This is a genomic window from Bartonella sp. AP36NXGY (assembly GCF_042195865.1).
GTDB lineage: Bacteria > Pseudomonadota > Alphaproteobacteria > Rhizobiales > Rhizobiaceae > Bartonella.
Genome location: NZ_JBHIPD010000005.1, coordinates 57,492 through 83,205 on the forward strand (window position 1 = coordinate 57,492; position 25,714 = coordinate 83,205).

General features: G+C 39.9%; 21 protein-coding genes. 13 read left to right on the top strand and 8 right to left on the bottom strand.

The window, feature by feature from the left end; genetic code table 11:
- Positions 1 to 37: 37 nt before the first annotated feature.
- The 12 genes from ACFINX_RS03495 to ligA all read left to right on the top strand — a co-directional run bounded on the left by ACFINX_RS03495 (position 38) and on the right by ligA (position 15,968).
- Positions 38 to 1,192, top strand: coding sequence for an FtsW/RodA/SpoVE family cell cycle protein (locus tag ACFINX_RS03495; RefSeq protein ID WP_375638336.1), 1,155 nt, complete (start codon positions 38 to 40; stop codon positions 1,190 to 1,192).
- Positions 1,185 to 2,321, top strand: a complete 1,137-nt coding sequence (murG, locus tag ACFINX_RS03500) for an undecaprenyldiphospho-muramoylpentapeptide beta-N-acetylglucosaminyltransferase (protein WP_375638335.1) — start codon at positions 1,185 to 1,187, stop codon at positions 2,319 to 2,321. Before ACFINX_RS03495 ends, murG begins: the two co-directional genes overlap by 8 nt.
- Positions 2,305 to 3,732 carry a UDP-N-acetylmuramate--L-alanine ligase gene (murC, locus tag ACFINX_RS03505; protein ID WP_375632331.1) on the top strand — a complete coding sequence of 476 codons (1,428 nt, stop codon included), beginning with the start codon at positions 2,305 to 2,307 and terminating at the stop codon, positions 3,730 to 3,732. The genes murG and murC overlap by 17 nt, the downstream gene beginning before the upstream one ends.
- On the top strand, positions 3,710 to 4,687 hold the full coding sequence (gene murB / locus ACFINX_RS03510) for a UDP-N-acetylmuramate dehydrogenase (RefSeq protein ID WP_375668355.1): 978 nt from the start codon (positions 3,710 to 3,712) through the stop codon (positions 4,685 to 4,687). The genes murC and murB overlap by 23 nt, the downstream gene beginning before the upstream one ends.
- A gap of 237 nt (positions 4,688 to 4,924) precedes the next feature.
- The gene (locus tag ACFINX_RS03515; protein ID WP_375611998.1) at positions 4,925 to 5,845 is read left to right on the top strand and encodes a D-alanine--D-alanine ligase; all 921 of its coding nucleotides are present in this window, start codon (positions 4,925 to 4,927) and stop codon (positions 5,843 to 5,845) included.
- A complete protein-coding gene (locus ACFINX_RS03520) occupies positions 5,833 to 6,744 on the top strand; it encodes a cell division protein FtsQ/DivIB (protein WP_375618227.1) in 912 nt (303 codons plus the stop codon). The genes ACFINX_RS03515 and ACFINX_RS03520 overlap by 13 nt, the downstream gene beginning before the upstream one ends.
- Positions 6,741 to 8,042 (top strand): cell division protein FtsA, encoded by a 1,302-nt coding sequence (gene ftsA / locus ACFINX_RS03525; RefSeq protein WP_375613372.1) that lies wholly within the window; start codon positions 6,741 to 6,743, stop codon positions 8,040 to 8,042. The genes ACFINX_RS03520 and ftsA overlap by 4 nt, the downstream gene beginning before the upstream one ends.
- Positions 8,043 to 8,105: 63 nt before the next feature.
- Positions 8,106 to 9,878 (top strand): cell division protein FtsZ, encoded by a 1,773-nt coding sequence (gene ftsZ, locus ACFINX_RS03530; RefSeq protein ID WP_375612001.1) that lies wholly within the window; start codon positions 8,106 to 8,108, stop codon positions 9,876 to 9,878.
- Between the two features lie 214 nt (positions 9,879 to 10,092).
- A complete protein-coding gene (lpxC, locus tag ACFINX_RS03535; RefSeq protein ID WP_375628837.1) occupies positions 10,093 to 10,977 on the top strand; it encodes a UDP-3-O-acyl-N-acetylglucosamine deacetylase in 885 nt (294 codons plus the stop codon).
- Between the two features lie 158 nt (positions 10,978 to 11,135).
- Entirely contained in the window at positions 11,136 to 12,029 is an 894-nt protein-coding gene (locus ACFINX_RS03540; protein ID WP_375612003.1) for an outer membrane protein assembly factor BamD, read from the top strand.
- 6 nt (positions 12,030 to 12,035) lie between these two features.
- Positions 12,036 to 13,697, top strand: a complete 1,662-nt coding sequence (gene recN / locus ACFINX_RS03545) for a DNA repair protein RecN (RefSeq protein ID WP_375668337.1) — start codon at positions 12,036 to 12,038, stop codon at positions 13,695 to 13,697.
- A 111-nt stretch (positions 13,698 to 13,808) separates the two neighbouring features.
- A complete protein-coding gene (gene ligA / locus ACFINX_RS03550; protein WP_375668338.1) occupies positions 13,809 to 15,968 on the top strand; it encodes an NAD-dependent DNA ligase LigA in 2,160 nt (719 codons plus the stop codon).
- A 417-nt stretch (positions 15,969 to 16,385) separates the two neighbouring features.
- On the opposite strand, the gene ACFINX_RS03555 is transcribed toward ligA, so the two are convergent.
- The 4 genes from ACFINX_RS03555 to ACFINX_RS03570 form a co-directional block, all read right to left on the bottom strand.
- The gene (locus tag ACFINX_RS03555) at positions 16,386 to 17,018 is read right to left on the bottom strand and encodes a hypothetical protein (protein ID WP_375668339.1); all 633 of its coding nucleotides are present in this window, start codon (positions 17,016 to 17,018) and stop codon (positions 16,386 to 16,388) included.
- 972 nt (positions 17,019 to 17,990) lie between these two features.
- Positions 17,991 to 19,817 (bottom strand): aminopeptidase P family protein, encoded by a 1,827-nt coding sequence (locus tag ACFINX_RS03560; RefSeq protein ID WP_375668340.1) that lies wholly within the window; start codon positions 19,815 to 19,817, stop codon positions 17,991 to 17,993.
- A 22-nt stretch (positions 19,818 to 19,839) separates the two neighbouring features.
- On the bottom strand, positions 19,840 to 20,709 hold the full coding sequence (locus ACFINX_RS03565; RefSeq protein WP_375668341.1) for a 50S ribosomal protein L11 methyltransferase: 870 nt from the start codon (positions 20,707 to 20,709) through the stop codon (positions 19,840 to 19,842).
- 28 nt (positions 20,710 to 20,737) lie between these two features.
- Positions 20,738 to 21,319, bottom strand: a complete 582-nt coding sequence (locus ACFINX_RS03570) for an SCO family protein (protein WP_375628847.1) — start codon at positions 21,317 to 21,319, stop codon at positions 20,738 to 20,740.
- 136 nt (positions 21,320 to 21,455) lie between these two features.
- Here ACFINX_RS03570 and ACFINX_RS03575 point away from each other — a divergent pair, with 136 nt between their 5' ends.
- On the top strand, positions 21,456 to 22,085 hold the full coding sequence (locus ACFINX_RS03575; RefSeq protein WP_375668342.1) for a DapH/DapD/GlmU-related protein: 630 nt from the start codon (positions 21,456 to 21,458) through the stop codon (positions 22,083 to 22,085).
- Between the two features lie 56 nt (positions 22,086 to 22,141).
- Here the strand turns inward: ACFINX_RS03575 and ACFINX_RS03580 are convergent, their stop codons facing one another.
- From ACFINX_RS03580 to ACFINX_RS03595, 4 genes are all read right to left on the bottom strand, one after another.
- On the bottom strand, positions 22,142 to 24,481 hold the full coding sequence (locus ACFINX_RS03580; protein ID WP_375668343.1) for an ATP-dependent helicase: 2,340 nt from the start codon (positions 24,479 to 24,481) through the stop codon (positions 22,142 to 22,144).
- Positions 24,482 to 24,602: 121 nt separating this feature from the next.
- The gene (locus tag ACFINX_RS03585) at positions 24,603 to 24,854 is read right to left on the bottom strand and encodes a ribbon-helix-helix domain-containing protein (RefSeq protein WP_375612010.1); all 252 of its coding nucleotides are present in this window, start codon (positions 24,852 to 24,854) and stop codon (positions 24,603 to 24,605) included.
- Positions 24,855 to 24,864: 10 nt separating this feature from the next.
- Entirely contained in the window at positions 24,865 to 25,047 is a 183-nt protein-coding gene (locus ACFINX_RS03590) for a DUF4169 family protein (RefSeq protein WP_375612011.1), read from the bottom strand.
- Positions 25,048 to 25,055: 8 nt separating this feature from the next.
- A complete protein-coding gene (locus tag ACFINX_RS03595; RefSeq protein WP_375612012.1) occupies positions 25,056 to 25,607 on the bottom strand; it encodes an SspB family protein in 552 nt (183 codons plus the stop codon).
- Positions 25,608 to 25,714 lie beyond the last annotated feature (107 nt).

Genomic DNA, 25,714 nt, shown 5'->3' on the forward strand with positions numbered 1-25,714 from the left:
CTTTGAGATAATTTATAAAATGGATAAGGTGGATACCATGGTGACGCGTGCAGATAGAGATCCAATTGCTAATTGGTGGTGGACGATTGATCGCTCTATCTTTGCAGCTTGTTTAATTTTAATGGGAATTGGCATTATGCTGTCTTTTGCTGCCAGCCCTATTATTGCAAAAAAAATCGGAATTGCTGATAGTTTTTATTTTGTTCGGTGGCATATCATTTTTAGCATTTCAGCATTTTTTACGATGGTTACCATTTCCTTTTTTTCGCTTTCTAATATTCGTCGTTTATGTGCTCTTTTGCTCATTGTAACGCTTGCTCTTATGGTTGCAACCTTATTTTGGGGTCCAGAATTAAAGGGAGCACGGAGGTGGATTCTACTATTTGGTTTTTCTGTACAGGCTTCAGAGTTTATGAAGCCAGCTTTTGTGGTTATGTCCGCTTGGCTTTTTTCGGAACAGATACGCAAGAGGGGCATTCTGGGTTATACGTTAGCGATTCTACTTTATGCCATTTGTTGTGTGCTTCTGGTTTTGCAGCCTGATATTGGACAAACAGTTTTAATAAGTGCAACATGGGGGGGGCTGTTTTTTATTGCTGGTGTCCCTCTTACTATTATTTTTCTCTTTCTCATTTTAGGCGTTGTAGGAATTATTTTAGCTTATCTTTTTCTGCATCATGTGCGCGAGCGGATCAATGGTTTTTTGACAGGTGAAGGGGATACTTTTCAAGTGGATGTGGGACGTGAGGCTATTTTGAATGGTGGTTGGTTTGGGCAAGGTCCTGGGGAGGGCACAGTAAAACGTATCATTCCTGATAGCCATACAGATTTTGTATTTTCCGTTGCTGCTGAAGAATATGGTATTATTCTTTGTTTATTAATTATGATGCTGTTTGGCTTTATCGTTATGCGTTCATTGTATATAGCCATGAATACACGTGATTCTTTTATACGTCTTGGTATTACTGGCATAGCAATGATGATTGGCTTTCAATCAGCTATTAATATGGCCGTTAATCTTCACTTAATTCCTCCAAAAGGTATGACATTGCCTTTTATTTCTTATGGTGGTTCTTCGATGGTGGCGATTGCGTTTTCAATGGGCATTTTGCTTAGTTTAACACGTCGTTGGCCAGAAGCGCGCCTTTCAGCTTTTTCTTCCTCTTCTGTCTTGGATACCCCTTATGAATGATAAAAAAGTTATTATTTTGGTGGCTGGTGGTACAGGTGGACATCTTTTTCCTGCTGAAGCCCTTTCTGTTGAATTAAGGCAGCGTGGATATGATGTTCATTTAATAACAGATGAAAGAGCACGCCCTTTTGTTCGGTGTTTTGATGAAGAGCATATTCATATCGTTTCATCGGCAACATTTACACGACGCCATCCTTTTGCTCTGATAAAGACGTTTTGGTCTTTGCTAAGGGGTATGGGGCAATCGTTGGCGTTGTTTTATAAATTACGTCCTGTTCTTGTTGGAGGATTTGGGGGGTATCCGAGCTTTCCTCCTCTTTTTATTGCGGCTTTAACGAGGCGTGTGACATTTATTCATGAACAAAATGCTGTTATGGGGCGTGCCAATCGGGTGTTGGCAATTTTTGTGCGTGCAATCGCTGGTGGTTTGTTGTCGCCAAATGGCGCTTATGCTCATAAAATACTTTTGACGGGGAATCCTGTCCGTGAGGCTGTGTTGAAGGCGGCCAAAATTCCTTATCATTCTTCAGAGGGAGAAAAGCCATTTAATTTTTTGATTTTTGGAGGTAGTCAAGGGGCTTCTGCTTTTTCACATATTGTTCCAGAAGCTATTGCTTTATTTGATGATAAGAACCGTAAACGTTTACGAATTGTACAGCAAGTCCGCGGTGAAGCAGGAAGGTTGATCAAAATCTATCGTGATATGGGGGTACAAGCAGAAGTTGCTCCTTTCTTTGATGATATGGCTGAACGTATGGCACATGCTCATTTTATTTTGTCGCGCGCTGGGGCTTCGTCCGTTTGTGAGATAGCGGTGATTGGTAGACCTGCTCTGCTTGTTCCCTATCCCCATGCTTTAGATCATGATCAGGCTGCCAATGCAGCTTTGCTTGCTCGTGTGGGGGGAGCACAAATTATATCAGAAAAAGATTTAAATGCACAAAAGCTTTCTTCTCTTTTAATGCACGCTTGTTGTGCGCCCCATTTATTGGAAAAACAAGCGCTTGCTGCAAAAAAAGTTGGACAACCTCATGCAACCCGTCGCCTTGCTGATATGGCTGAATCCTTAACTGCAGGGCGATTGTTGTCAGATATAAAAGAGGAGCTTTTTAATGAAAATGCCACTTGATATAGGCGTTATCCATTTTATCGGAATCGGGGGGATCGGTATGAGTGGAATTGCGGAGGTTTTTTATAATCTTGGCTATAAAGTTCAAGGGTCAGATCAAGTTGAAAGTGCAAATGTTGAACGTTTGCGGAAAAAAGGAATTAACGTTCATATAGGTCATTGTGCTGAAAACTTAGGGAATGCAGAGGTTGTTGTTTTTTCTACTGCCGTTAAAAAAACAAATCCTGAGTATATTGCTGCAAAGGAAAGACATTTGCCGCTTGTCAGACGTGCAGAAATGCTGGCGGAGCTGATGCGATTTCGGCGTGCAATTGCAGTGGGTGGTACACATGGTAAAACAACAACCACATCAATGGTCGCAGCCCTTCTTGATGCTGGTCATTTTGATCCAGTGGTGATTAATGGCGGTATTATTAATGCTTATGGTACGAATTCTCGTACGGGAGATGGCGATTGGATGATTGTTGAAGCTGATGAAAGTGATGGTACATTTTTAAAGCTGCCTGCTGATATTGCTGTTATTACTAATATTGACGCTGAGCATTTGGATCATTATGGAAGTTTTGATGCTGTGCGTGAGGCTTTTCGGCAATTCGTAGAAAATGTTCCTTTTTATGGTTTTGCTGTTTTGTGTCTTGATCATCCAGAGGTTCAGTCATTGGCGGGCCGTATTGATGATCGTTGGGTGATCACTTATGGTGCAAATCCACAAGCGGATGTTCGTTTTCTTAATCTTTCGATGGATGGTCAAAAAACGCATTTTGATGTTCTTGTTCGCTCACGCAAAACAGGAAGAAAGATTGAGTTGAAAAATTTGCTTTTGCCCATGGCAGGGCAGCATAATGTTGCCAATGCAACGGCGGCGATTGCTATTGCGCATGAACTTGGCATTTCAAATGAAGCTATAAAAAGGGGCTTAGCAGAATTTGGCGGAGTAAAACGGCGTTTTACGCGAACAGGAAGTTGGCGTGGCATTGAAATATTTGATGATTATGGACATCATCCTGTTGAAATAAAGGCTGTTTTGCGTGCTGCACGTGAGAGTGCAAAAGGGCGTGTTATTGCGATTGCACAACCCCATCGGTATTCGCGTTTGTATCATTTATTTGATGATTTTGCTGCTTGTTTTAATGATGCAGATACAGTGTTGATTACGCCCGTTTATGCGGCTGGTGAAGAGCCTATTGTAGGATTTGGTTCTCAAGAATTGGTAGAGCATATTAAAATGGCGGGTCATCGTGATGTGCGCTTGATACATGGTTTGGAAGATGTTGTGTCTCTTGTCTCAAAATTTGCTCAGGCAGAGGATTATGTTGTTTTTCTTGGTGCTGGCAATATCACACAATGGGCTTGTGCTTTGCCTCATCAGTTAGCGGTATTGGATGGTCATGATAAATTTTCAGCACATTGATGGTGAGGCGCTATTGGCGCAATTGCAACCACTGTTAGGTGGCGTGAGAGGAAAGCTTACACCTAATGTTGAGATGCGTAAGGTAACGTGGTTTCGCACGGGCGGGTTGGCAGAGCTTTTTTATCAGCCTGTCGATGAAGAAGATTTGGCTCTCTTTCTTCAAAATTTGCCTGAATTTGTTCCTGTAACAATTGTCGGTATTGGTTCTAATCTTCTGGTGCGTGATGGGGGGGTTCCTGGTGTTGTGATTCGTCTTTCGCCAAAAAAATTTGGGCAAGTGAAGCAAGTTTCTCCAAAAGGCTTTTTAGTTGGTGCTGGTACGGCGGATAAACATTTAGCTGCTGCCGCTTTAGAAGCTGAGATTGCAGGTTTTCATTTTTATCATGGTATTCCTGGAGGTCTTGGAGGAGCTCTCAAAATGAACGCAGGTGCGAATGGTGTTGAAACCGCAGCGCGTGTTGTCGAGGTCTATGCGCTGGATCGTAAAGGGCAACGTCATATCTTGAGTGTGGAAGATATGCATTATTCCTATCGCCATTGTGATATTCCTAAAGATTTTATTTTTACGGCTGCTTTATTAGAAGGAAAACTCGGCAATAAAGATGATATTCGTGCTGCTATGGATGAAGTTGCCCTCCACAGAGAAACTGTGCAACCTATTCGTGAAAAGACAGGGGGATCAACTTTCAAAAATCCTGAGAATGGATCTGCGTGGCGCGTGATTGATGAAGCAGGGTGTCGTGGTTTACAGATTGGTGGCGCTCAAATGAGTGAAATGCACTGTAATTTTATGATTAATACAGGGCAAGCAACAGGATATGATCTTGAAGCATTGGGAGAAACAGTGCGTGCGCGTGTTTTTGCAAATTCAGCCCACCTTTTACAATGGGAAATAGAGCGTATTGGTCAATTTGAGCGTGGTCGAAGTGTTTCTCCTTTTGATCCATTTCATTGATTTATTGTTCACTAAAAAGTGAAAATAAAAAATTGAGTCATTTCAAAGAGATAATAAAAAATTTCTATTAAGAATCAATAAATTAACAAAGAATCTCTTGCATCAGGCTTTTGAGTCTGATTCATTATGCAAAATGCTAGGTTATTGATTCGCAAGGATAAACTTTGTTTTTCCTGTATGTAGTGCTGATGTATTCTATATAGACTACATATAGTATGCGAAAGAGGGTGATTTATTATGAAAGATAAACATATAGCTGTGTTAATGGGAGGTTTTTCTTCTGAACGGTCTATAAGTTTATCTTCAGGGGCGGCGTGTGCTGATGTTTTAGAGGTGCAGGGGTATCGCGTGAGCCGCGTGGATGTTGATGCTCATATTGCTTCTGTTCTTGAACAGTTGCAGCCCGATATTGCCTTCAATGCATTGCATGGTCCATTTGGTGAAGATGGCCGGATTCAGGGGATTCTTGAATATTTAAAAATTCCTTATACTCATTCTGGCGTGATGGCATCTGCTTTGGCAATGGATAAGGGACGTGCAAAAATTATCGTTGCAAATGTTGGGGTTTGTGTTGCTCCTTCTCGTATCATGAGCCGCTTTGCTTTGGGCCGAACGCATCCCATGGAGCCTCCTTATGTAATTAAACCTGTGTGTGAAGGATCAAGTTTTGGTGTTGTCATTGTTCAAGGAAATGAAGCTGCACCGCCGCATAATATTGGGGGAGCTGAGTGGGGGTATGCCGATGAGGTGATGATTGAAAAATATATTCCTGGTCGTGAATTGACTTGTGCTGTTTTGGGGAACGAAGTGCTGGATGTGTGTGAAATTCTTCCCGATAAACACTTTCCATTCTACGATTATGACTCAAAATATAAAACGGGTGGTTCTCTTCATATTTGTCCTGCACAACTTTCACTAAATATTTACCAAAGTGTGCAAAGAATGTCTTTAGCAGCCCATCAGGCGATAGGGTGTCGAGGTGTTAGCCGTTCTGATTTTCGTTTTGATGAAAAAACGGGAGAATTGGTTTGGCTTGAAATTAATACGCAACCAGGTATGACCTCGACGTCTCTTCTTCCTGATATTGCAAAAGCGAGCGGCCGTACTTACGGCGATATTGTTCAATGGATGGTGGAGGACGCATCATGTATGCGTTGAATGTTAATAAAACAAATGTTCCGATGGAGGTGCTTTCAGTGCCGGCTTTGCCACGTCTTTATCGTCGTTTTCTTCGGTTTATGTTTGAGTTTGTTTTTGTCAATATTCATATTCCACGCCATTTTGGCTCTTTTGCTGTTGTGTGGTTTTTCTTTGTTACGGCTTTTTATGGACTTTCATCAAGTGGTCAGATGGCTGTGATCGTAAATACGATCATATTGGATAGTAGTTTTGTGGTCACTCATGTCGATATAAGCGGTAATAAGCGCTTGGCAAAGCAGGATATTTTTAAAATTTTAAAACTTGATGTTGCGCCTTCTATATTCACTTTTGATGTTGAAAGAGCGCGTTCTCTGTTGGAAAAACAGGCTTGGGTGCAATCGGCTAATGTTCAGAAAATTTATCCCAATAGAATGCGCATTTCCATCGTGGAGCGTGAACCCTATGCCATTTGGCAACATGATGGCATAATGGATATTGTTGATAATACAGGTCGTGTCATTGTGCCTTTTAAAGGAGAAATTGTTCGGGATTTACCTCTAGTGGTTGGGCAGGGTGCACAAAATGCTGCTAAAGTGTTTATTCAAGCGCTGTCAGTCTATCCGGAAGTATATGATCGTATTCGTGCTTTTGTGCGGGTAGGTGATCGACGTTGGGATCTTGTTTTGAATAATGGAATGCGCGTTATGTTGCCTGAAAATGGTGCTCTTGAAAGGCTTTCTTCTCTTTTTTCGTCCGGTACAATGCAAGATCTTTTATCTCGCGATATTCTCAGTGTTGATTTACGTCTTGCTGATCGAATTACTGTTTCTTTATCAGATGAAACGTTGGAGCGTTATCATACTACTGTAGCAGAAGAAGAACGTATTTTAAAAGCGCGAAAGGCAGGAAGCCTATGATGCTACTCAGATCACATCATTTGAAGGGGCGTAAAACACGTTTTTTAACGGTACTTGATGTCGGTTCAAGTAAGATTGTTTGTCTTATTGCTTGTTTGCGTCCTTTGAAGCATGCACACTATTTACATGGTCGTACACATTCTACGGAAATTCTAGGCTTTGGAGTGCAGCGTTCACGTGGTATTAAATCCGGTGTTGTTATGGATATGTTTGCAGCAGAACAATCAATAAGATTGGCTGTTGATGCGGCAGAAAAAATGGCGGGTTTGGTGGTGGATTCAGTGATTGTGAATTTTTCCTCAAGTCGATTACAAAGTGCTTTGATTAATGGAAAGGTTCATTTGAATGGTCGTGAAGTCACCAAGCGTGATATGCGTATGGCCTTTTCAGATGTTTCGCGTAAAGCCTTTGATGCTGAACGTCATGTTATGCACTCAGTTCCAGTTTCTTATGTATTGGATGGAGATAAAGGAATTTTTGATCCTATTGGCATGGCAGGGGAAACATTTGGTGTCGACGTGCATGTGGTAACAGCAGAAACAGCCTCTTTGCGTAATTTGGAAACTTGTATTAATCGTGCACATTTGAGTGTTGAAGCAATGGTTGCTACTCCCTTTGCAAGTGGTCTTGCTGTCTTGATGAATGATGAGGCGCGTTTAGGGGCTGCATGTATTGATTTTGGTGGTGGAACAACAACATTTTCAGTGTTTTTTGAGGGGAAATTTATTCATGCAGATGCTCTTGCTGTTGGGGGGCATCATGTCACTCTTGATGTTGCGCGCGGATTTTCTATGTCTTTAACAGAGGCGGAACGTTTAAAAGTTGTTTATGGTTCAGCACTTTTAACAAGTGCTGATGAGCGGCAAATGATTAATGTAGCAGAAATTGGGAGTGAACAGCGTGAAACTCAATATCCTCGCGCGGTTCTTGGGCGTATCATTCGTGCGCGTGTTGAAGAAATTTTAGAAATGGTCCGTGATTGTTTAAATCGTTCTGGTTTTGGTCACATCATTGGTAAACGTGTTATTTTGACTGGGGGAGCAAGCCAGTTAACAGGATTGCCAGAAATGGCACGTACTATATTAGGAAGAAATGTTCGTATCGGGCGGCCTTTAGGTATTTCGAGGCTTCCTTCTCTTGCAAAAGGGGCGGCGTTTACATCTGCTGTTGGGTTGTTAATTTATCCGCAATTGGTGGGTTTTGAAGAAAAAACAATGCAGGCGGCAGGAAATCATTTATCGATGGGCACGCGTGGATATTTTCAGCGTGTTGGTCAGTGGTTGCGTGAGAGTTTTTAGTTAAGTCTAGTTGGATAAATTTCATCGCTTTGGCTTGCGGTGTCTTATGAGAAGGAAAAGAAAATGACGATTAATCTGCATCGGCCAGATATCGCGGAATTGAAGCCACGCATTACCGTTTTTGGTGTTGGAGGTGGTGGCGGGAATGCCGTGAATAATATGATAAATGCTGGTCTTCAGGGAGTTGACTTTGTTGTTGCAAATACGGATGCACAGGCTTTGGCTATGTCAAAGGCTGAACGTGTTATCCAACTTGGGGCAGCTGTGACAGAAGGTTTGGGTGCTGGGGCTTTGCCTGAAGTTGGACAAGCGGCGGCGGAGGAATGTATTGATGAAATTATTGATCATCTTGCAGACTCTCATATGGTTTTCATTACTGCTGGTATGGGGGGAGGAACTGGAACAGGGGCTGCTCCCGTTGTTGCTCGCGCAGCGCGTGAAAAAGGTATTTTGACTGTTGGTGTTGTGACAAAGCCGTTTCAGTTTGAAGGCGCACGTCGTATGAAAACGGCAGAGGCTGGTATTGAAGAATTACAAAAGTCTGTCGATACATTGATTGTTATTCCCAATCAAAATCTTTTCCGTATTGCAAATGATAAGACAACGTTTGCTGATGCTTTTGCTATGGCTGACCAAGTGCTTTATTCTGGTGTTGCTTCCATTACGGATTTGATGATTAAAGAGGGTTTGATTAACCTTGATTTTGCTGATGTTCGTTCTGTTATGCACGAAATGGGTCGAGCTATGATGGGAACGGGTGAGGCATCTGGTGATGGGCGTGCTTTGGCTGCGGCTGAAGCTGCTATTGCAAATCCATTGTTGGATGATACCTCTATGCGTGGGGCGCGTGGTTTATTGATTTCTATTACGGGTGGTCGTGATATGACTCTCTTTGAGGTTGATGAAGCTGCTAATCGTATTCGTGAAGAAGTAGATGCTGATGCGAATGTGATCTTTGGCGCTATTGATGATGAGTCATTGGAAGGTGTTATTCGTGTTTCTGTGGTTGCCACCGGTATTGATCGTGAAGTTAGTGATGTGGTTCAGTCCTCTCATCCTCAGATTCAAAGGCCTGCTTCTTCAATACGCAAGAGCGATCCTGGAACGTCACATAGTTCTTTTCATGTTCAATCATCGCCTCTGCGTTCTGAGTCAATGGTAGAAGTGATCGAATCACTTGAAATAGAGAAGGGTAAATCAACCGGAGAACAGTTCCGTCCCAAAAGTCAAATTTTTGCACAACCTGCAGAAGCAATGACGACACGAAGTGCCACGAATGCTGTTGCGTATGGTTCAAATGCTGTTCAGGAACAGAGATCAAATGTGCCTCGTATGCAAGTAAGCCGTGGTTCTCAACAGGCGATGACGGCTCCTGTGAGTATGGAGGCAACAGCGCATGTTCTTGATGAGATGACAGGGCTTGTGAAGCAAAAAGAAAAGCCAGTGCAACCAAAACAAATGCAACAAATGCAAGCGCGCGCTCCAATGCGTATGCCTGAGTTAAAGGATTTTCCTCCTGTTGCTCATGGACAAAGCCAAAGAACATTTGTGACGGATCAGGGTCCTCGTAATCTTTGGCAGCGTTTGAAACAGAGCTTGACACATCGTGAAGAAGCTGAGCCAGAAGCGAGGCTGGAGCCTGCTGTTAGATCGTCTCAGCAGAAAGATTCTCATGTTTACAATAAAAACTCTCAGGCGCTTTCTCAAGATGCTTCTGTTTATGTTCCACGTCGTTCTGGTGAGCTGCATCCTCAGGTACCACAAGATCAGCGTACTTTTATAAGTGAAGAAGATCAGTTGGAAATACCAGCATTTTTACGTCGTCAGGCAAATTAATTGATGAAAAATGAGGTAAAGTAAGAAATTTTATTATTTCTTTAATGATCAGACAAAAATTATACAGTAAAATATATTACTGTATTTTGGATAAAATACTTTGTTTTAAAAAAACCGCTTACAATAAGCGGTTTTTTTGTATTATTTACTATGAATATTTTTTATAGTTTTATAAATTTTGTTAAAAGATGTACAAGCAATTTAATAAAATGATATGATGAATTTAGTACCAAAATATCAGTCTACTCTTAAAAAAGCAGTAACATTTAAGGGGATTGGCGTTCATAGTGGCTGTTTGTCAGTGGTAAAGGTTTGTCCAGCGGATGTTGGGTGTGGTATTGTTTTTAAGCGTTGTGGATTAGACGGAACAGAGAAAATATTTCAAGCCCATGCATCGCAAACAGGAGAAACTGAATTATCAACAGTACTTGGAGATGGAGATGTAAGGGTTGAAACAATTGAACATTTGATGGCGGCAATTGCTGCTTATAATTTGGATAATCTTGTTATTGAAGTGTCACATAATGAGATTCCTATTTTGGATGGTTCAGCGTGGCTATATTGCCAAGCTTTTGAAGATGTTGGTATTGTACAGCAAAATGCGTTGCGTTCTTATTTCATTATAAAAAAGCCGGTGCGGGTTGAAGGAGCTCATGGTGTTGCAGAGCTTTTGCCATTCGATGGACGTCGTTTTGATATAACGATCTCTTTTCCTTCTTCTGTTATTGGTAAGCAACATTTCAGTTTTGATCTTACCACACGAGGGTTTAGGGATGATTTGTCACGTGCGCGCACTTTTGGTTTTATCAAAGACGTGGAAGAATTAAGGCTTTCTGGAAAGGCGAGAGGCGCTTCTTTGGAAAATTCTCTTGTTATCGACCTTAATGATAAAATTTTAAATCCCGATGGTCCTTATTGGGAGAATGAATGTGTTCGGCACAAGATGCTTGATGCGATTGGTGATACTGCTTTGCTTGGGGCACCTTTTATTGGATTATTTCGTTCTTATTGTAGTGGGCATAGAATTAATGCGCAATTGGTGAAGGCTGTTTTGGCAGACGAATCATATTATGAAAAAAGCTTTTTAGAGAAAAAGTAAAAAAATTGGCAAGATTTTTTTATCGTTTATTTGATTTTTAAGGGGATGATTGACCTAAACTGCTAAATTGGTTATGTGGATTTTAAAGTGATATGGTATAAAACCTTTGATAAATTGTTTTTGCTACAAGGTGATATTCTGTGGAGGCCGGAAAAACTATGAAAAAATCTCATGTGTGCATTGGAAATATGACATATAGAAAATCTAACATTGTACGCAAGATATTGGGGGTGGTGCTTTTGGGAAGCACCTGTATGTTAGCGGGATGCCTCTTTAAAGAGAAAAATACCCTTGATCCATCTGCTTATGTTTTGAAAATAGAGCCACCAGATGTTCTCTATAATCAGGCGCTTGCTAGCCTTGAAAGTGGGCGGCTTGGGGATGCATCGAAGAAGTTTTTGAAGATTGAAAAACAGTACGCTTATACAGACTGGGGACGTAAATCTTTGGTCATGGGTGCTTTTACTAATTATCGACTCGGAAAGTATGATGATTCAATTAGTATGGCTCAACGCTATATTACTCTTTATCCAGGGTCGACTGACTCGGCTTATGCATACTATATTATTGGTCTTTCTTCTTTCCGTCGGATTCCTGATGTTACACGTGATCAACGTGATACGAAACGTGCTATTGCTGCTATGCAGCTTCTTATAGAGCGTTATCCTAATTCTGAGTATGTCAAGGATGCTAAGGATAAAATCCGTTTTGGTCGCGAACAGCTGGCTGGTAAAGAAATGCAGATTGGCCGTTATTATGAAGAGGGGCGGCGCTATCTTGCGGCAAGTAGACGGTTTCGTACCGTAGTTGAAGAGTATTCTGATACAAATCAAATTGAAGAAGCACTTTTCCGCTTGACTGAGGTTAATCTTGCTCTCGGCTTAACGGCGGAAGCACAGACGGCAGCAGCTATTTTAGGACGTAATTATCCCAAAAGTGAGTGGTATAAATTTTCTTATAATCTCTTGCAGAAGAATAAAATATCACCACGTGAGCATAAATCTTCTTGGATCTCAAATGCTTTAGGTGGTGACAAGAAGAGGGTACGTTGATTCTCTATGTTGGTACAGCTTTCGATTCATAATATTGTTTTGATCGAAACGCTCGATATTCATTTTACAGCGGGGTTGACGGTTTTAACTGGAGAAACGGGTGCGGGGAAGTCTATTCTCCTTGATGCTTTATCACTTGCTCTAGGGGGGCGGGGTGATGCTTCGCTTGTGCGTCATGGGGCTGACCGCGGGCAGGTCACAGCTGTTTTTGATGTGTCTGTTTCACATCCTGCACGTCAACTTATTCGTGAGAATGGTCTTGATGATGAGGGTGATATTATTTTACGACGTGTGCAATCAAGTGATGGACGTAGCCGTGTTTTTATCAATGATCAGGTGTCTAGTGTTGCATTGATGCGGAGTGTTGGCCGTTTGCTGGTTGAAATCCATGGACAACATGATGATCGTGCGCTTGTTGATGTTGCTACACATCGCCAATTATTAGATGCCTTTGGTGGTCTTGAAGATGAAGTGGAAAATTTGCGTCAGTGTTATCACACATGGCGTGAATGTGAGGAGCGTTTGCAACAGCAGCGTCTTAAAGTAGAGAGCGCTGTACGTGAGGTTGATTATCTTCGTGCGTGTGTAGAAGAGCTTGAAAAGCTTGATTTTCAAGTTGGTGAAGAAGATGCTCTTTCTCTTCGCCGTGCAGATATGCTTAAATTAGAAAAAATAGCAACGGATATAAAAGAAGCGGATGATCTTTTAACGGGTCAAAAATCACCAATCCCAGTGCTTTCCAATTTGGTGAGGCGTTTGGAGCGGAAAATTCCTGAGGCGCAAGAACTTATTGCACCAGTGGTGAAATCTATTGATGAGGCATTGCATGCACTTGCAACAGCACAAGAAGGTATTGAGGTGGCAATACGAGCATTGGACTTTGAACCTGATGAATTGGAACGGATAGAAGAACGTCTTTTTGCTCTTCGGGGTTTTGCTCGTAAATATCAAGTTTCTGCGGATGAATTGGTTCAGTTGCGCGATAAAATGGATGCTGAACTGGCTGATTTTGAAGAGGCTCAGACCATATTGACACGTTTTGAAGATGAGGCAGAGCAGGCAAAGAAAAATTATGATACATTGGCGCAAGCCTTAACAATAAAGCGTCGGGAGACAGCAAAGCATTTATCTGAAAGTGTTATGGCTGAGTTGCCGGCATTGAAGTTAGAGAGGGCTGAATTTATTGTTGAAATGCAAAGTGATATGGAAAAGCGGAGTGCAGAGGGATGTGATCGTATTGAATATTGGGTGCGGACAAATCCTGGAACACGTGCTGGGCCGATGCTTAGTGTGGCTTCTGGCGGTGAATTATCCCGTTTTTTGCTGGCATTAAAAGTTGTTTTATCTGATCGAGGATCAGCACCGACGCTGATTTTTGATGAAATTGATACAGGCGTTGGGGGGGCTGTTGCAGCGGCTATTGGGCAACGGTTGCAACGCTTATCAGAACATGTCCAAGTTTTTGCTATTACGCATGCTCCACAGGTTGCATCGAAAGCGCATGGTCATTTTCTTATTTCAAAAATTGAGAGTCATGATAAAGGACGCTTTGTTACTGCGATTCATAAAATGAAAGAACATGAGCGTGCAGAAGAAATTGCCCGTATGTTGGCTGGAGAACAGATTACTGAAGAAGCGCGTGCAGCGGCTCAAAAGCTTCTCGCATAAAGGTAATTAGTCAGCGATAAAAATACTAGAAAGCTTATATTTATTGAGATTCACTTGATGAGGAGGCGTGGGAGGCCCTTGTGGCAGCGCTTGTAATTTGGAATAGATTTTATGAACAAAGATGCATGTAAAAATCTCACAGCTGTTGAAGCAGAACGTGAATTAGAGTGGTTGGCAAAAGAGATTGCACGTCATGATGTGCTTTATAATCGTGATGATCAGCCTGAAATTTCTGATGCAGAATATGATGCTTTACGTCGTCGTAATGCAGAAATTGAAGCTCTTTTTCCAGAGCTTATACGTATTGATTCTCCTTCACATAAAATTGGAGCACCAATTTCTGAAAAATTTGAAAAATCTGTTCATGCACAGCCTATGCTTTCACTTGATAATGCGTTTAGCTCTGAAGATGTTACTGAATTTGTTGAGCGTATTCGTCGTTTTTTACGGCATCCAGAAACACAAGTGTTGGAAATAACAGCGGAGCCAAAAATTGATGGTTTATCTTTGTCTTTGCGCTACGAAAAGGGGCAGCTTGTGCGTGCGGCAACGCGTGGGGATGGAACTGTCGGTGAAAATGTGACGGCAAATGCCCGAACAATTGCTGATATTCCACAAGTTTTGCAAGGTGATTTTCCTGATATCATTGAGGTGCGTGGTGAAGTTTATATGGGGCGGGAAGATTTCCAAGCACTAAATATCAGCCAACAAGAGAAGGGCAAGTTAACCTTTGCCAATCCTCGAAATGCGGCGGCTGGTTCTCTCCGTCAGCTTGATTCACGGATAACCGCTAGCAGAAAACTTCAATTTTTTGCTTATGCTTGTGGTGAGGTGAGTGAAATATTGGCAGAAAGTCAAATGGAGATGATGAAAAAGCTAAAAGAGTATGGCTTTGTTATCAATCCATTAACAAAAGTTTTTAAGACAGTAGAAGATATTATTTGCTATTATCACGATATCGAAGAATGCCGTCATTCTTTAAGCTATGATATTGATGGTATTGTTTATAAGGTTAATGATTTGATGCTCCAAAAGCGCTTGGGGTTTGTTTCTCGTTCGCCGCGTTGGGCTATCGCCCATAAATTTCCAGCAGAAAAAGCGATAGCGCTTTTGGAAGATATTGACATTCAAGTTGGTCGCACGGGAGCTTTGACACCTGTTGCACGTCTTACGCCTATTACTGTTGGTGGAGTGGTGGTGACCAATGCTAGTTTGCATAATGAGGATTATATTAAGGGAATTGGTCATAAAGGAGAGCCCATTCGTGAAGGACGTGATATCCGTGTAGGTGATAGCGTGATTGTACAACGTGCTGGTGATGTGATCCCTCAAGTTATTGATGTTATCATTGAAAAACGCCCGAAAGATGCTGCTGTTTTTATTTTTCCTCATTTGTGTCCAGCTTGTGGGAGTCATGCTGTTCGTGAAGTGGGAGAAGCCGTGCGTCGCTGTACAGGGGGGCTTATTTGTCCTGCACAAGCAATTGAACGTATTCGTCATTTTGTTTCACGCAATGCTTTTGATATTGAAGGCTTGGGTAAAAAACAGGTAGAGTTTTTTTTCTATGCTCAAGATGAGGCGCTTTGTATTCATACACCAGCCGATATTTTTACTTTACAACGGCGCCAAGAAAAGTCTTTGATACGTTTGGAAAATATGGAAGGTTTTGGTACTGTTTCAGTGCGAAAATTGTATGATGCCATTAATGCGCGCCGAGAAATTCCTTTGAGCCGTTTTTTGTTTGCATTGGGGATTCGTCATGTTGGCGAAGTGAATGCACGCCGCCTTGCACGTGCTTATAAAAATTATACAGCTTTTGAGACTGCGGCTATGGAAGCATTTATGCCATGTGATAAGGAAAATGAAGAAGGAAATGAGGCTTGGATAGAGCTTACCAATATCGAAGGAATTGGACCACAGGTAGGGAGCGCAATTGTTGATTTTTATAGAGAAGCGCATAACCGTGAGATTTTATCTGTTTTGCTTGAAGAAGTAACTCCTCTTGATGAGGAGCCTATCATAGCAGATTCTTCACCAATAGCGGAGAAGATCATTGTTTTTACAGGAACTTTGGCGCATATGTCACGCGATGAAGCAAAAGCATTGGCAGAGCGATTAGGGGCTAAAACATCTGGTTCACTTTCTAAAAAAACAGATCTTCTTGTTGCAGGACCTGGAGCGGGCTCCAAATTGGCTAAAGCTGAAGAATTAGGTGTTGAGGTTATCGATGAAGAGGCTTGGCTACAGCTGATTGAGAAACATAATGTTTAGAGGATGTTTTCTAGAAGATGCGTATGCTGTTTGTGTGGTTATCTCTCTTACATTTGGGGGAGCTGGAATCAAAAAGGAGATAAAGGGGCTATTTTTTGTAAACATAGAATGCCAATATATTTTGATATTTATTAAGTTATTAAAAATGATTAACGCTGAGCTTAAATATTAAACTTAAACTATTATGATGAAGAATATGCAAGGTTATTATTAGTAAAAGATATAAATTATTACTGTGAAGAAAGGTAAAATTTTTGAACAAATATGTAGAGTTTAATCCAAAATGCCGTAATAAACCGATTATAATGACGTAATAGAAATGTAACGCGGAAGATTACAAAATATAATAAAACATTCCGCTATAAATGAATAAGGGATATAAATGCGAGTTGTTTATTATGTTGAATTTATAAAAGATTACTGGTACCTATACTTATCAGGCATTATTAGATGGTACACTTGTCCAATTTCATTACAAAATTTCGGATATTCGCTAATGCGTCTAGCAGCATAATTTTTTTCCTGACTTCCTTCATCTCTCTCAAATTTCTCAGCATAGGAAATTTCATTTATTAGAGCTAGTATTTGGACTGAGAATATTTCAGAATTAAATACCATTCGTGCATATCCAAACATTGGATCTGTCGAGTTCATGACCAAATTTTTTGCCCAAATGAAATCGCTTTCTTTCCAATTATATTGAGAACGTAGCTTATGTATGTAGGTAGGTAGGGATAATGCTGGAAATTTTTTAGTATACTCTCCCTGTAATAAGTCCACAAGGCATGCACACCAAACAACTTTCGCATGGATAAGATTTATATTTTCAGGAATTAGCACTATCATACCAGGGCTTAGAACATGATATACACCATAACTCTTATTATCTAGATATTTTTTCGCAATTTCTAGGCGTTCTTCGTATATATTATCAGGATATTGTGTCTTTACGTATTCTTCATATAATTTATCGTACTGATTTGGAGTAATGACTTGATTTTCAGAAAATACAGCAATAGGAACTCGCTTAAATTTAGTAATTTCATTCAATACAGAAGGTCCAATATAGTATCAAAATAATAATATTACGGAACAAAATAAAATTACACGCATTAGGATAATCACTTTATTTCTAAAATACTGGATAAGGAAAGGATATAGATTACTAAGATCTGTGCTTAAGATTTTGTTAACTAATAAGCTATAAGACACACGTTTTATTGTGTATTTTTCAGAGCATTTGTAAAACTCTGTAGAGAGTTTGAATCTTCTTTATTTACGTGACTGTTTTTGTGTTATCTAGTTTTTATATCCTCTGTTATTGTTGTTAATTTTTAGCTGAATAACACATTCAGGTAAAAACACATGCCTCCATATATGTTGTTTTTATACTGTGCAGTTGGAAACTATCTATATTGTGGATAACGTTTTTTCAACAGTAAGTAATAGTCTAGAAAATAATATTGTATTGTTAACTATGCAAATAAATAAAAAACCTTAACGCTGATGTTATCATCATGCTCCTTCTTTTAATTCTAAATACTTAATTTTATTTCATGGCAGATTCTATTTCATTGTAGCAATATGTATTATAATGAATTACAGCTATTGTAAATGATTCAAGAATTAAAATAATATAAATTATCATTGTGAAGCAAACAAAAAGGTAAAATTTATTCGAATAAATATGCAGAATTTTTGAATCCAAACAGCGTAATAAGCTGGTTATAATAGGTGTTTTAGAAATACGATGCGGAGGGTTACAAAATATAACGAAAGTTTCCATATAAAGAAACTAGGGATATGAGAGTGTCTAGATGGAGATCGCCAAGATAAGTATTACCGCGTATAGGTGTATCTCATCTTGCTTCACCGAGGTTAGCGTTTACCGTACCAGCAAAAAACTTGAAGTATCTTGTAGAAATATTTTTTGTGTTTGCTGATGGTAAATTCGCACTTCTCTCTTTAAAAGAGAAGGGTGTAGTGTTTTGTAGAAAGGGTAAAAGTTATAGGTTGCTTCATTTAAAGGGGCATTGTTGCTTCTTTTGCCCATTTTTTATCTTCTTCATTTAAGTAAGGTGCATTCATCTGATAAACGCGCGCATGGTAATCATTGAGCCATTGTCGTTCTTCTTGTGTCAAAAGCTCTGGAAGGATTAACCGTCGATCAATGGGGCAATGTGTGAGTGTTTCGAACGAGAGCATTTCTATATCTCCACCATCAATTTTTTGTGCTGGCTTCACAATCATCAAATTTTCAAGACGGATACCAAAAGCGCCTTCGCGGTAATAGCCTGGCTCGTTTGAAAGAATCATACCGGAGATGAGTTCTTGGCACCCTTTGCGAGAAATATTTTGCGGTCCTTCATGGACACAAAGATAAGATCCAACACCATGACCGGTGCCATGGGCATAATCAAAACCAGCTTTCCACAATGCAATGCGTGCAAGAGCATCAAGGTCTTGTCCACGGGTTCTTTTGGGAAAGCAAGCAGTTGAAAGAGTAATCATGCCCTTGAGAACAAGAGTGAAACAGCGTTTTTCTTCTTCTCCAATATTCCCAATTGCTACTGTACGTGTGACATCAGTCGTGCCATCACGATATTGTCCACCTGAATCAACGAGGTAAAGTTCACCGGCTTTGAGTTGTTTATTTGTTTGCGTTGTTACACGATAATGAATAATGGCACCATTTTCTCCTGTTGCGGAGATTGTATCAAAAGAAAGATCTTCAAGTTTTTCTCCCATTTCTTTTGCTGTATTTATGCGAAATTCTTCTAATTTTTGAGCAGCAGAAATTTCACTTATTGACCCTGGTATTTGTTTATCTAACCAAGAAAAAAAACGGGTTAGGGCAACACCATCGCGTAGATGCGCTTTGCGTGCGCCATTGAGTTCTGTGTCATTTTTAATGGCACGTGGTAGAGCAGCAGGATCGGTAAGTGTGATAAAAAAGCTATTTTTTTCTTCAATAACAGTTCGTAATTTTTCGCATGTTAGCTGTGGATCTAAGGCAAACACTGTCCCTTTTTGAACATACTCTTTGATCTTGGGAATAAGCTGTTCTGGTTCATATAATTTTGCATAACGTTCTAGATATTGTTTCTGTTCTACACCAAGTTTTTTGCTGTCAATGAATAAAGCTGGTGTTTTGTTAAGTGGAATGAGAGCAAAACAAAGGGAAAAAGGCGTGTTGGAAACATCATTGCCCCGTATATTGAATGTCCATGCAATGGAAGAGGGGTCTGTAAAAATAAAAGCATTTGCATGAGTTTGCTGTATATCTTTGTAAATCAAAGCGAGTTTTTCATCTGTATCGCACCCAGCATATTTGAGAGGGTGAATTGATAAGGCAGATTGTGGTAATTTTGGTTGATCATGCCAGAGCAGATCAATGGGATTATGTTGAACTTCTACAAGTTTTCCACCTGCTTTCATTTCTAATGCGTTTTTTAATGCATCGGTGGCAGCAATCGTGTGGAGCCATGGATCAAAGCCAATAGAAAGTTTTTGACCATTTTTTTCAAGCCATTGTGAGGGAGGACAAGTTATGAGATCTTCATAATTAAAAATATCAGGATCAGTTTGTTGGCGAACTTGGAGCTTATATCGCCCATCTGTAAATATGATGGCTTTGTTTTTTAAAATCAGTGCAATCCCAGCTGATCCAGTAAAGCCGGTTAACCAGCTAAGGCGTTGAGCATGAGGAGGGACATACTCTCCTTGGTGTTCATCGCACCGCGGAACAAGAAAACCATCGAGTCCAAGGTGATCGAGTTCTTTACGAAGGCAAGAAATGCGTTCTGCTGCATAAGCAGGATTTGTTGTCGCCTCAAAAGATTGATACATAACGACGTCCTTTTCTTTTATTTTATTTCAGGTGTATCGTAACCCATCCTTGCCGGTGGTATGTTTCGATATGCTTCAGTCCTTGTTTTATATAAGTCTCCAAAACATGGGCATGTTGTTCTTCAAGAATTCCAGAGAGTATAAGTGATCCCCCTTTTTGAAGTGCCGTTACCACTTCTTGCACAAGTTCAATAAGCGGATTAGCAAGGATATTGGCAACAATGAGATCAAAAGGAGCTCGTGATGCAATTGCATCATGGGCAAAACCTGTTGCTGTAATAGCTGTAACATATTCATTGACACCATTGAATTCGATATTGTGTTGTGCAACTTGAATAGCAATTGGGTCAATATCGGATGCAAGCACAGTAATTGGTTTGAGCATTGCTATGCCAATGGCTAGTACACCGCTCCCAGTACCAAGATCAAGGGCATTTTGGGGATTTTCGTGTTTCATGACTTTGGCAATCATTTCTAAACAACCGGCTGTTGTTCCATGATGTCCGGTGCCAAAAGCTTGATTAGCTTCAATTTCAATAGGGAGAACATTTGCTGGAATGGCGTTTCGGTTGTGACTTCCATGAAGGAAAAAAGGACCGGCTTGCACAGGTTTTAGTCCTTCTAGGCTTTTTTGTACCCAATCAATGTTGGGTAAAACTTCCATATTAATTTTATCAAAATCTATAGAGAGAACGCTTGCAAAATGTTTTAATGCGTTCTCTTGATTGTCTTGATCGACATATAGAGAAAGCTCATATACAGCATTTTGTTCATCTATCTCTGTAAGAGCAAGAGGATAACCTTCTTCGTCAAAGGCTGTTTCTATAAGGGTATAGAACCGTTCTGCTTCATTTTTAGAAGCAGTATAATAGAGGCGAATTTGTTGCGACATGCTGTTCTTTCTTTTGATCGGCTTTTTTTTAGTTTAAGATGAGTTTTTTTAACCGTTCAATGGCGATTTCATCTTTTAATTCGCTATCGCTTTCTTTCGTGTCATAACGAATAACGCCAGCTAATTTTCCACCTTTTTTGAGTAAAAAAATTGCTGCTGTATGGTTATATGTATAGTTTCCATCTGTTTCAGGGACTTTTTCAGCAACGATGTTGAAAGAATTGACCATTTTATGAACTTTATCAGGATCTCCACTAATGCCAACAATTTTATTGTTAAAATTACTGAGATAATCATGGAGTACTTTTGGTGTGTCACGTTCAGGATCAACAGTCACAAACCATATACCTAATTTATCAGCTTCAGGCCCAAGGGCTGTAAGCCATCGATCAAGATTCATCAGTGTGGTAGGGCAGCTTTCAGGACACATAGTGAAGCCGAAAAAAATTATTGAAGGCTTGCTTCGAACATCAGCCTCAGTAATATTTTTTCCATTAGAATCAGTGAGAGTAAAGTTATCACCTAAAGGCTTATTTGTCAGCGTATCATAAATAAAAACACCTGCAAGAAATATGATTGTCAGCCCCAAGATGCGTATTACATTTTTCATAGTTTGACTCTCTTAGATAGATCGAGAAATTGTAACATCGGCAGGTTTGTTTTGCAATGTTTGTTTCATGGTTGATTTTATTGGCTTGATTGGTATGTCTTTCCATATCTATTGATAAAACATTGGTGAAAGATGTATGAATATTGAGAAAGATCTTCGATTTCATGAAAGTGAACCTCGTATCCATACGACAGCGCGGCTGCATGGTTGTAAATTAGGGCGCTATGTGGAAATTAATGAGCGGGTGATTTTACGGGATGTAACCGTTGGAGATTTTTCTTATTTAGAGCGTAATAGTGAGGCTATTTATAGCGATATTGGGCGTTTTTGTTCTATTGCATCTCATGTACGGATGAATGCGTTGGAGCATCCTATGGAGCGCGTTTCAACGCATAAAATAACCTATCGTCCAAACGAATATTTTCGTTATATGGCATTAGATAGTGGTTTTCGTGAAAGGCGTTGTGCAAAACGTGTTATTATTGGGCATGATGTGTGGATTGGACATGGTGCGGTTATTATGCCTGGGGTGACAATTGGTCATGGCGCTATCATTGGCGCGAACGCTGTTATAACGAAAGATGTTATGCCTTATACGATTGTCGTTGGGGTGCCTGCTAAGCGATTGCGGATGCGTTTTCCCAATCATGTGATAGAATGCCTTTTAGATATGGCTTGGTGGGATTGGCCACTTAATAAAATTCACGACGCATTGCCTGATATGCAAAATTTGCCCATTGAAGCCTTTGTTCGCAAATGGAAATGATAGTCAGAATAAAACAAAGTGGTTTCTTGAAAAAACTGATCGTGGTTTACTTGTAATTAAGCTTTGTTTACAAAATTGTCTAGTACACGCTTTTCTCCGGCTTTTTCGAACATTATTGTCAATTTATGATCGTCTATTGCTGTAATATGACCATAGCCAAATTTTATGTGAAAAATCCGATCATTGACAGAAAAATCTGATGGTGCATGAGAGATTGATTGAGAGATAACTTTCCCTTCAATATTCTTGTTTTTTTGTGCACGCTTTTGTCTTGCTGTTGCATAGTCATTATAAAAAGAATCGTGATATTGAAAGGAAGATTTTCCATAACCACCATAGGATGTTTCCATTTCTACAACTTCTATATGTTCTGCTGGTAATTCATCTAGAAAACGGGAGGGAAGAGCAGGTTGCCAAAGTCCATGAATTCTTCGATTCGATACAAACCATATATGCAAATGTTTTTTTGCTCTTGTTAGACCTACGTAAGCAAGACGCCGTTCTTCTTCTAATCCTGAACGTCCACCTTCATCTAATGAGCGCTGGTGGGGAAAGAGTCCTTCTTCCCAACCTGGAAGAAAAATTGTTTCAAATTCAAGCCCTTTGGCTGAATGAAGTGTCATGATGTTGACTGCATCCATATTTTCATTATTTTCCGTTTCCATAACGAGTGCAACATGTTCCAAAAAACTTTGAAGATTTTCAAATTGTTCCATGGAACGAATCATTTCTTTAAGATTTTCTAGTCTTGTAGGAGCCTCTGGTGAACGATCTTCTAACCACATGGTTGTATAACCAGAATCATCAAGGACGATCTCGGCAAGTTCTCTATGAGGAGTGTCTTGAAGCATATTTTGCCAGCGGCGGAAGTTTTCAATGAGGCTTCGTAACGCACTGCGTGCCTTAGGCTTTAATTCATCTGTTTCAATGATGTCAGCGGCAGCAGAAAAGAGAGGAACAGCACGTGCACGTGCACTCTCATAAAGAATGCGCAGGGTTGCATCTCCTATGCCGCGTTTCGGTGTATTAATAACACGCTCAAAAGCTAAATCATCAGTAGGTTGGACAACAACGCGTAAATAAGCCATGGCATCACGTATTTCCATTCGCTCATAAAAACGAGGACCACCAATGACGCGATAATTAAGGCCAAGTGTTACAAAGCGATCTTCAAATTCACGCATTTGAAATGATGCGCGTACCAATATAGCCATATGATTTAATGCATGACCGGTTTGTTGTGCGCGTTCGATTTCTTCTCCGATTGCTCGAGCTTCTTCTGCCGAATCCCATGCTGAATGAATTTTTACCTTTTCTTCCTCACTCTTTATTTGAGCAGAAAAAAGGACTTTTCCCAGTCTTTCTTCATTATGAGCAATGAGATGGGAGGCGGTTTTAAGAATATGAGATGTTGAGCGATAATTGCGTTCTAGACGAATAATTTTAGCAGAAGGAAAATCTTTTTCAAAACGTAATATGTTTTCGACTTTTGCACCACGCCATCCATAAATGGATTGATCATCATCACCAACACAACAAAGATTAACATGTTGATCTTGAGGATGTTGGGCCAAAAGGCGAAGCCAAAGATATTGTGCTGTATTTGTATCCTGATATTCATCGACAAGAATATAACGAAATTGAGAATGGTATTCGCGAAGAATATCTGGATTATGTTGGAAGATAGAGATAGAATGAAGTAGAAGGTCACCAAAATCACAAGCATTAAGATCTTTTAATCGATTTTGATAACTGTGATAAAGTTCACGTCCCATGCCATTACCAAAGGAATGAGCATCACTTTTTGAGATATGTGTTGGTGAGAGTCCTTGATTTTTCCAAGAATCAATCATCATGGCAAGGTTTCGTGCGGGCCAACGCTTATCGTCTAATCCTTCAGCTTGAATAAGTTGTTTTAAAAGTCGAAGAACATCATCGCTATCGAGAATTGTAAAGTTTCTTTTTAAATCAACAAGCTCTGCGTGACGGCGTAAAATTTTAGCTCCAGTGGAATGAAAGGTTCCAAGCCAAGGCATACCTTCAACAACTTCTCCAATAAGTTCACCAATACGTATTTTCATTTCACGTGCTGCTTTGTTGGTGAAAGTGACAGCAAGTATTTGCTGAGGAGAGGCAAGTCCAGAGCGTAAAATGTGAGAAATACGGGTTGTTAAAACGCGTGTTTTTCCTGTACCAGCACCTGCAAGAACTAAAAGAGGTCCCTCAGTATTCATAACAGCTTGTTGCTGTTCTGGATTGAGTTGTTCTAAATAGTCTGTGTTATATGATTTTTGTTCTTTTAGAGTATGGGAGAAAAAACCAGAGCTCTTCTTATCATGGTCTGGAGGGGAATCTTCTTCAAAGAAAGGTATGGTATGATCAGAAAAATTACTCATTATCTCTCTTTTGTAGTCTTTTTTTTATTGAAGTTCTAGATTAAAAAAACTTCTCTTAAAAAGTCACAACAGTTTCAGTTGAACAGACAGAAAGAGAACGTAAAAAAAATAAGCACAAACATTAAAGGCTTTGGGTGAGAACGCTTTGAAGGGCATAAACGCGTAACGAAGCCGAAAGATTTACTTGTTGTGGTCTTTTGCTATCAATATCGGTAATAATAAAGGCTAAAGATTGTCCTTTTTTGCGGGCTATATCTTTTAGAATATCTAAAAATGGTGGTTCTAAAGAGACGCTTGTTGCGTGTCCATCAACGCGAACAGATATCTTTCGTGGAATGACTTTTGACCAATCGATAGAATTATTTTCGTGCATTTTTCCACCTTTATTCGTCGTTTCGCAAACGATTTTGATCAAGAAATTTTTGCATTTTTAAAGATTTTTGCTGCTCAAAATTTTTTTCAGTTTTTGTTCGTCCAAAACGATAACGATTTTGCTCAGCACAAAGAGATTTTTCTGTACGTTTTTTTTGTTTTCGAAATTGGCGAAGATTAATCAATTCAGTCATGAGAAAAATTATTTTTTCCGAAAGGAATCTAAAGAGACAACATCAGCACTTTGATTTTGTTTTGCATCGTTATTTGAAGGTTCTTTATTTGTACTGAGATTTTGTTCTTTTGTAAGCGTATTTTCTTTTTTTTGTTTGTTTGATAAGGTAATAGGCGTAGTTGAGGTATTTTCTGAATTTTCACTTTCTCCAGAGGTCAGATTTGAGGGCAGATCAAATGCTGCTTCAAATGCTGCTACAGGATCATAAAAGACCTGAATGGAAGTAAAAGGAATCACGAGCTTTTCGGTTATTTCCCTGAAAGAGAGGGTTACTTCGAAAGCTGTTTCTGAAACACTGAGATCTCTAAATTGATGTTGTAAGACGATTGTCATTTGCTCGGGATAGCGATTTTTTAGCCGAGGAGAAATTTTAACGCCTGGGGCATTTGTCAAAAAAGTTATAAAAAAATGATGATTTCCCGGAAGACCTGCTTTGGCAACTTCCGATAAAACTTTACGGATAACTCCACGAAGCGCATCCTGAACGAGAATATCGTAACGGATTTGATCTTTAACCATCGAAGTTTATTCCTTTTATTTCACGTAGCAGAATGGGGCGTATTGATATTGTGTGACAGAATATATTTTAAATTAGCAGATTTTTTCTACGATGCACCTCAATAAAT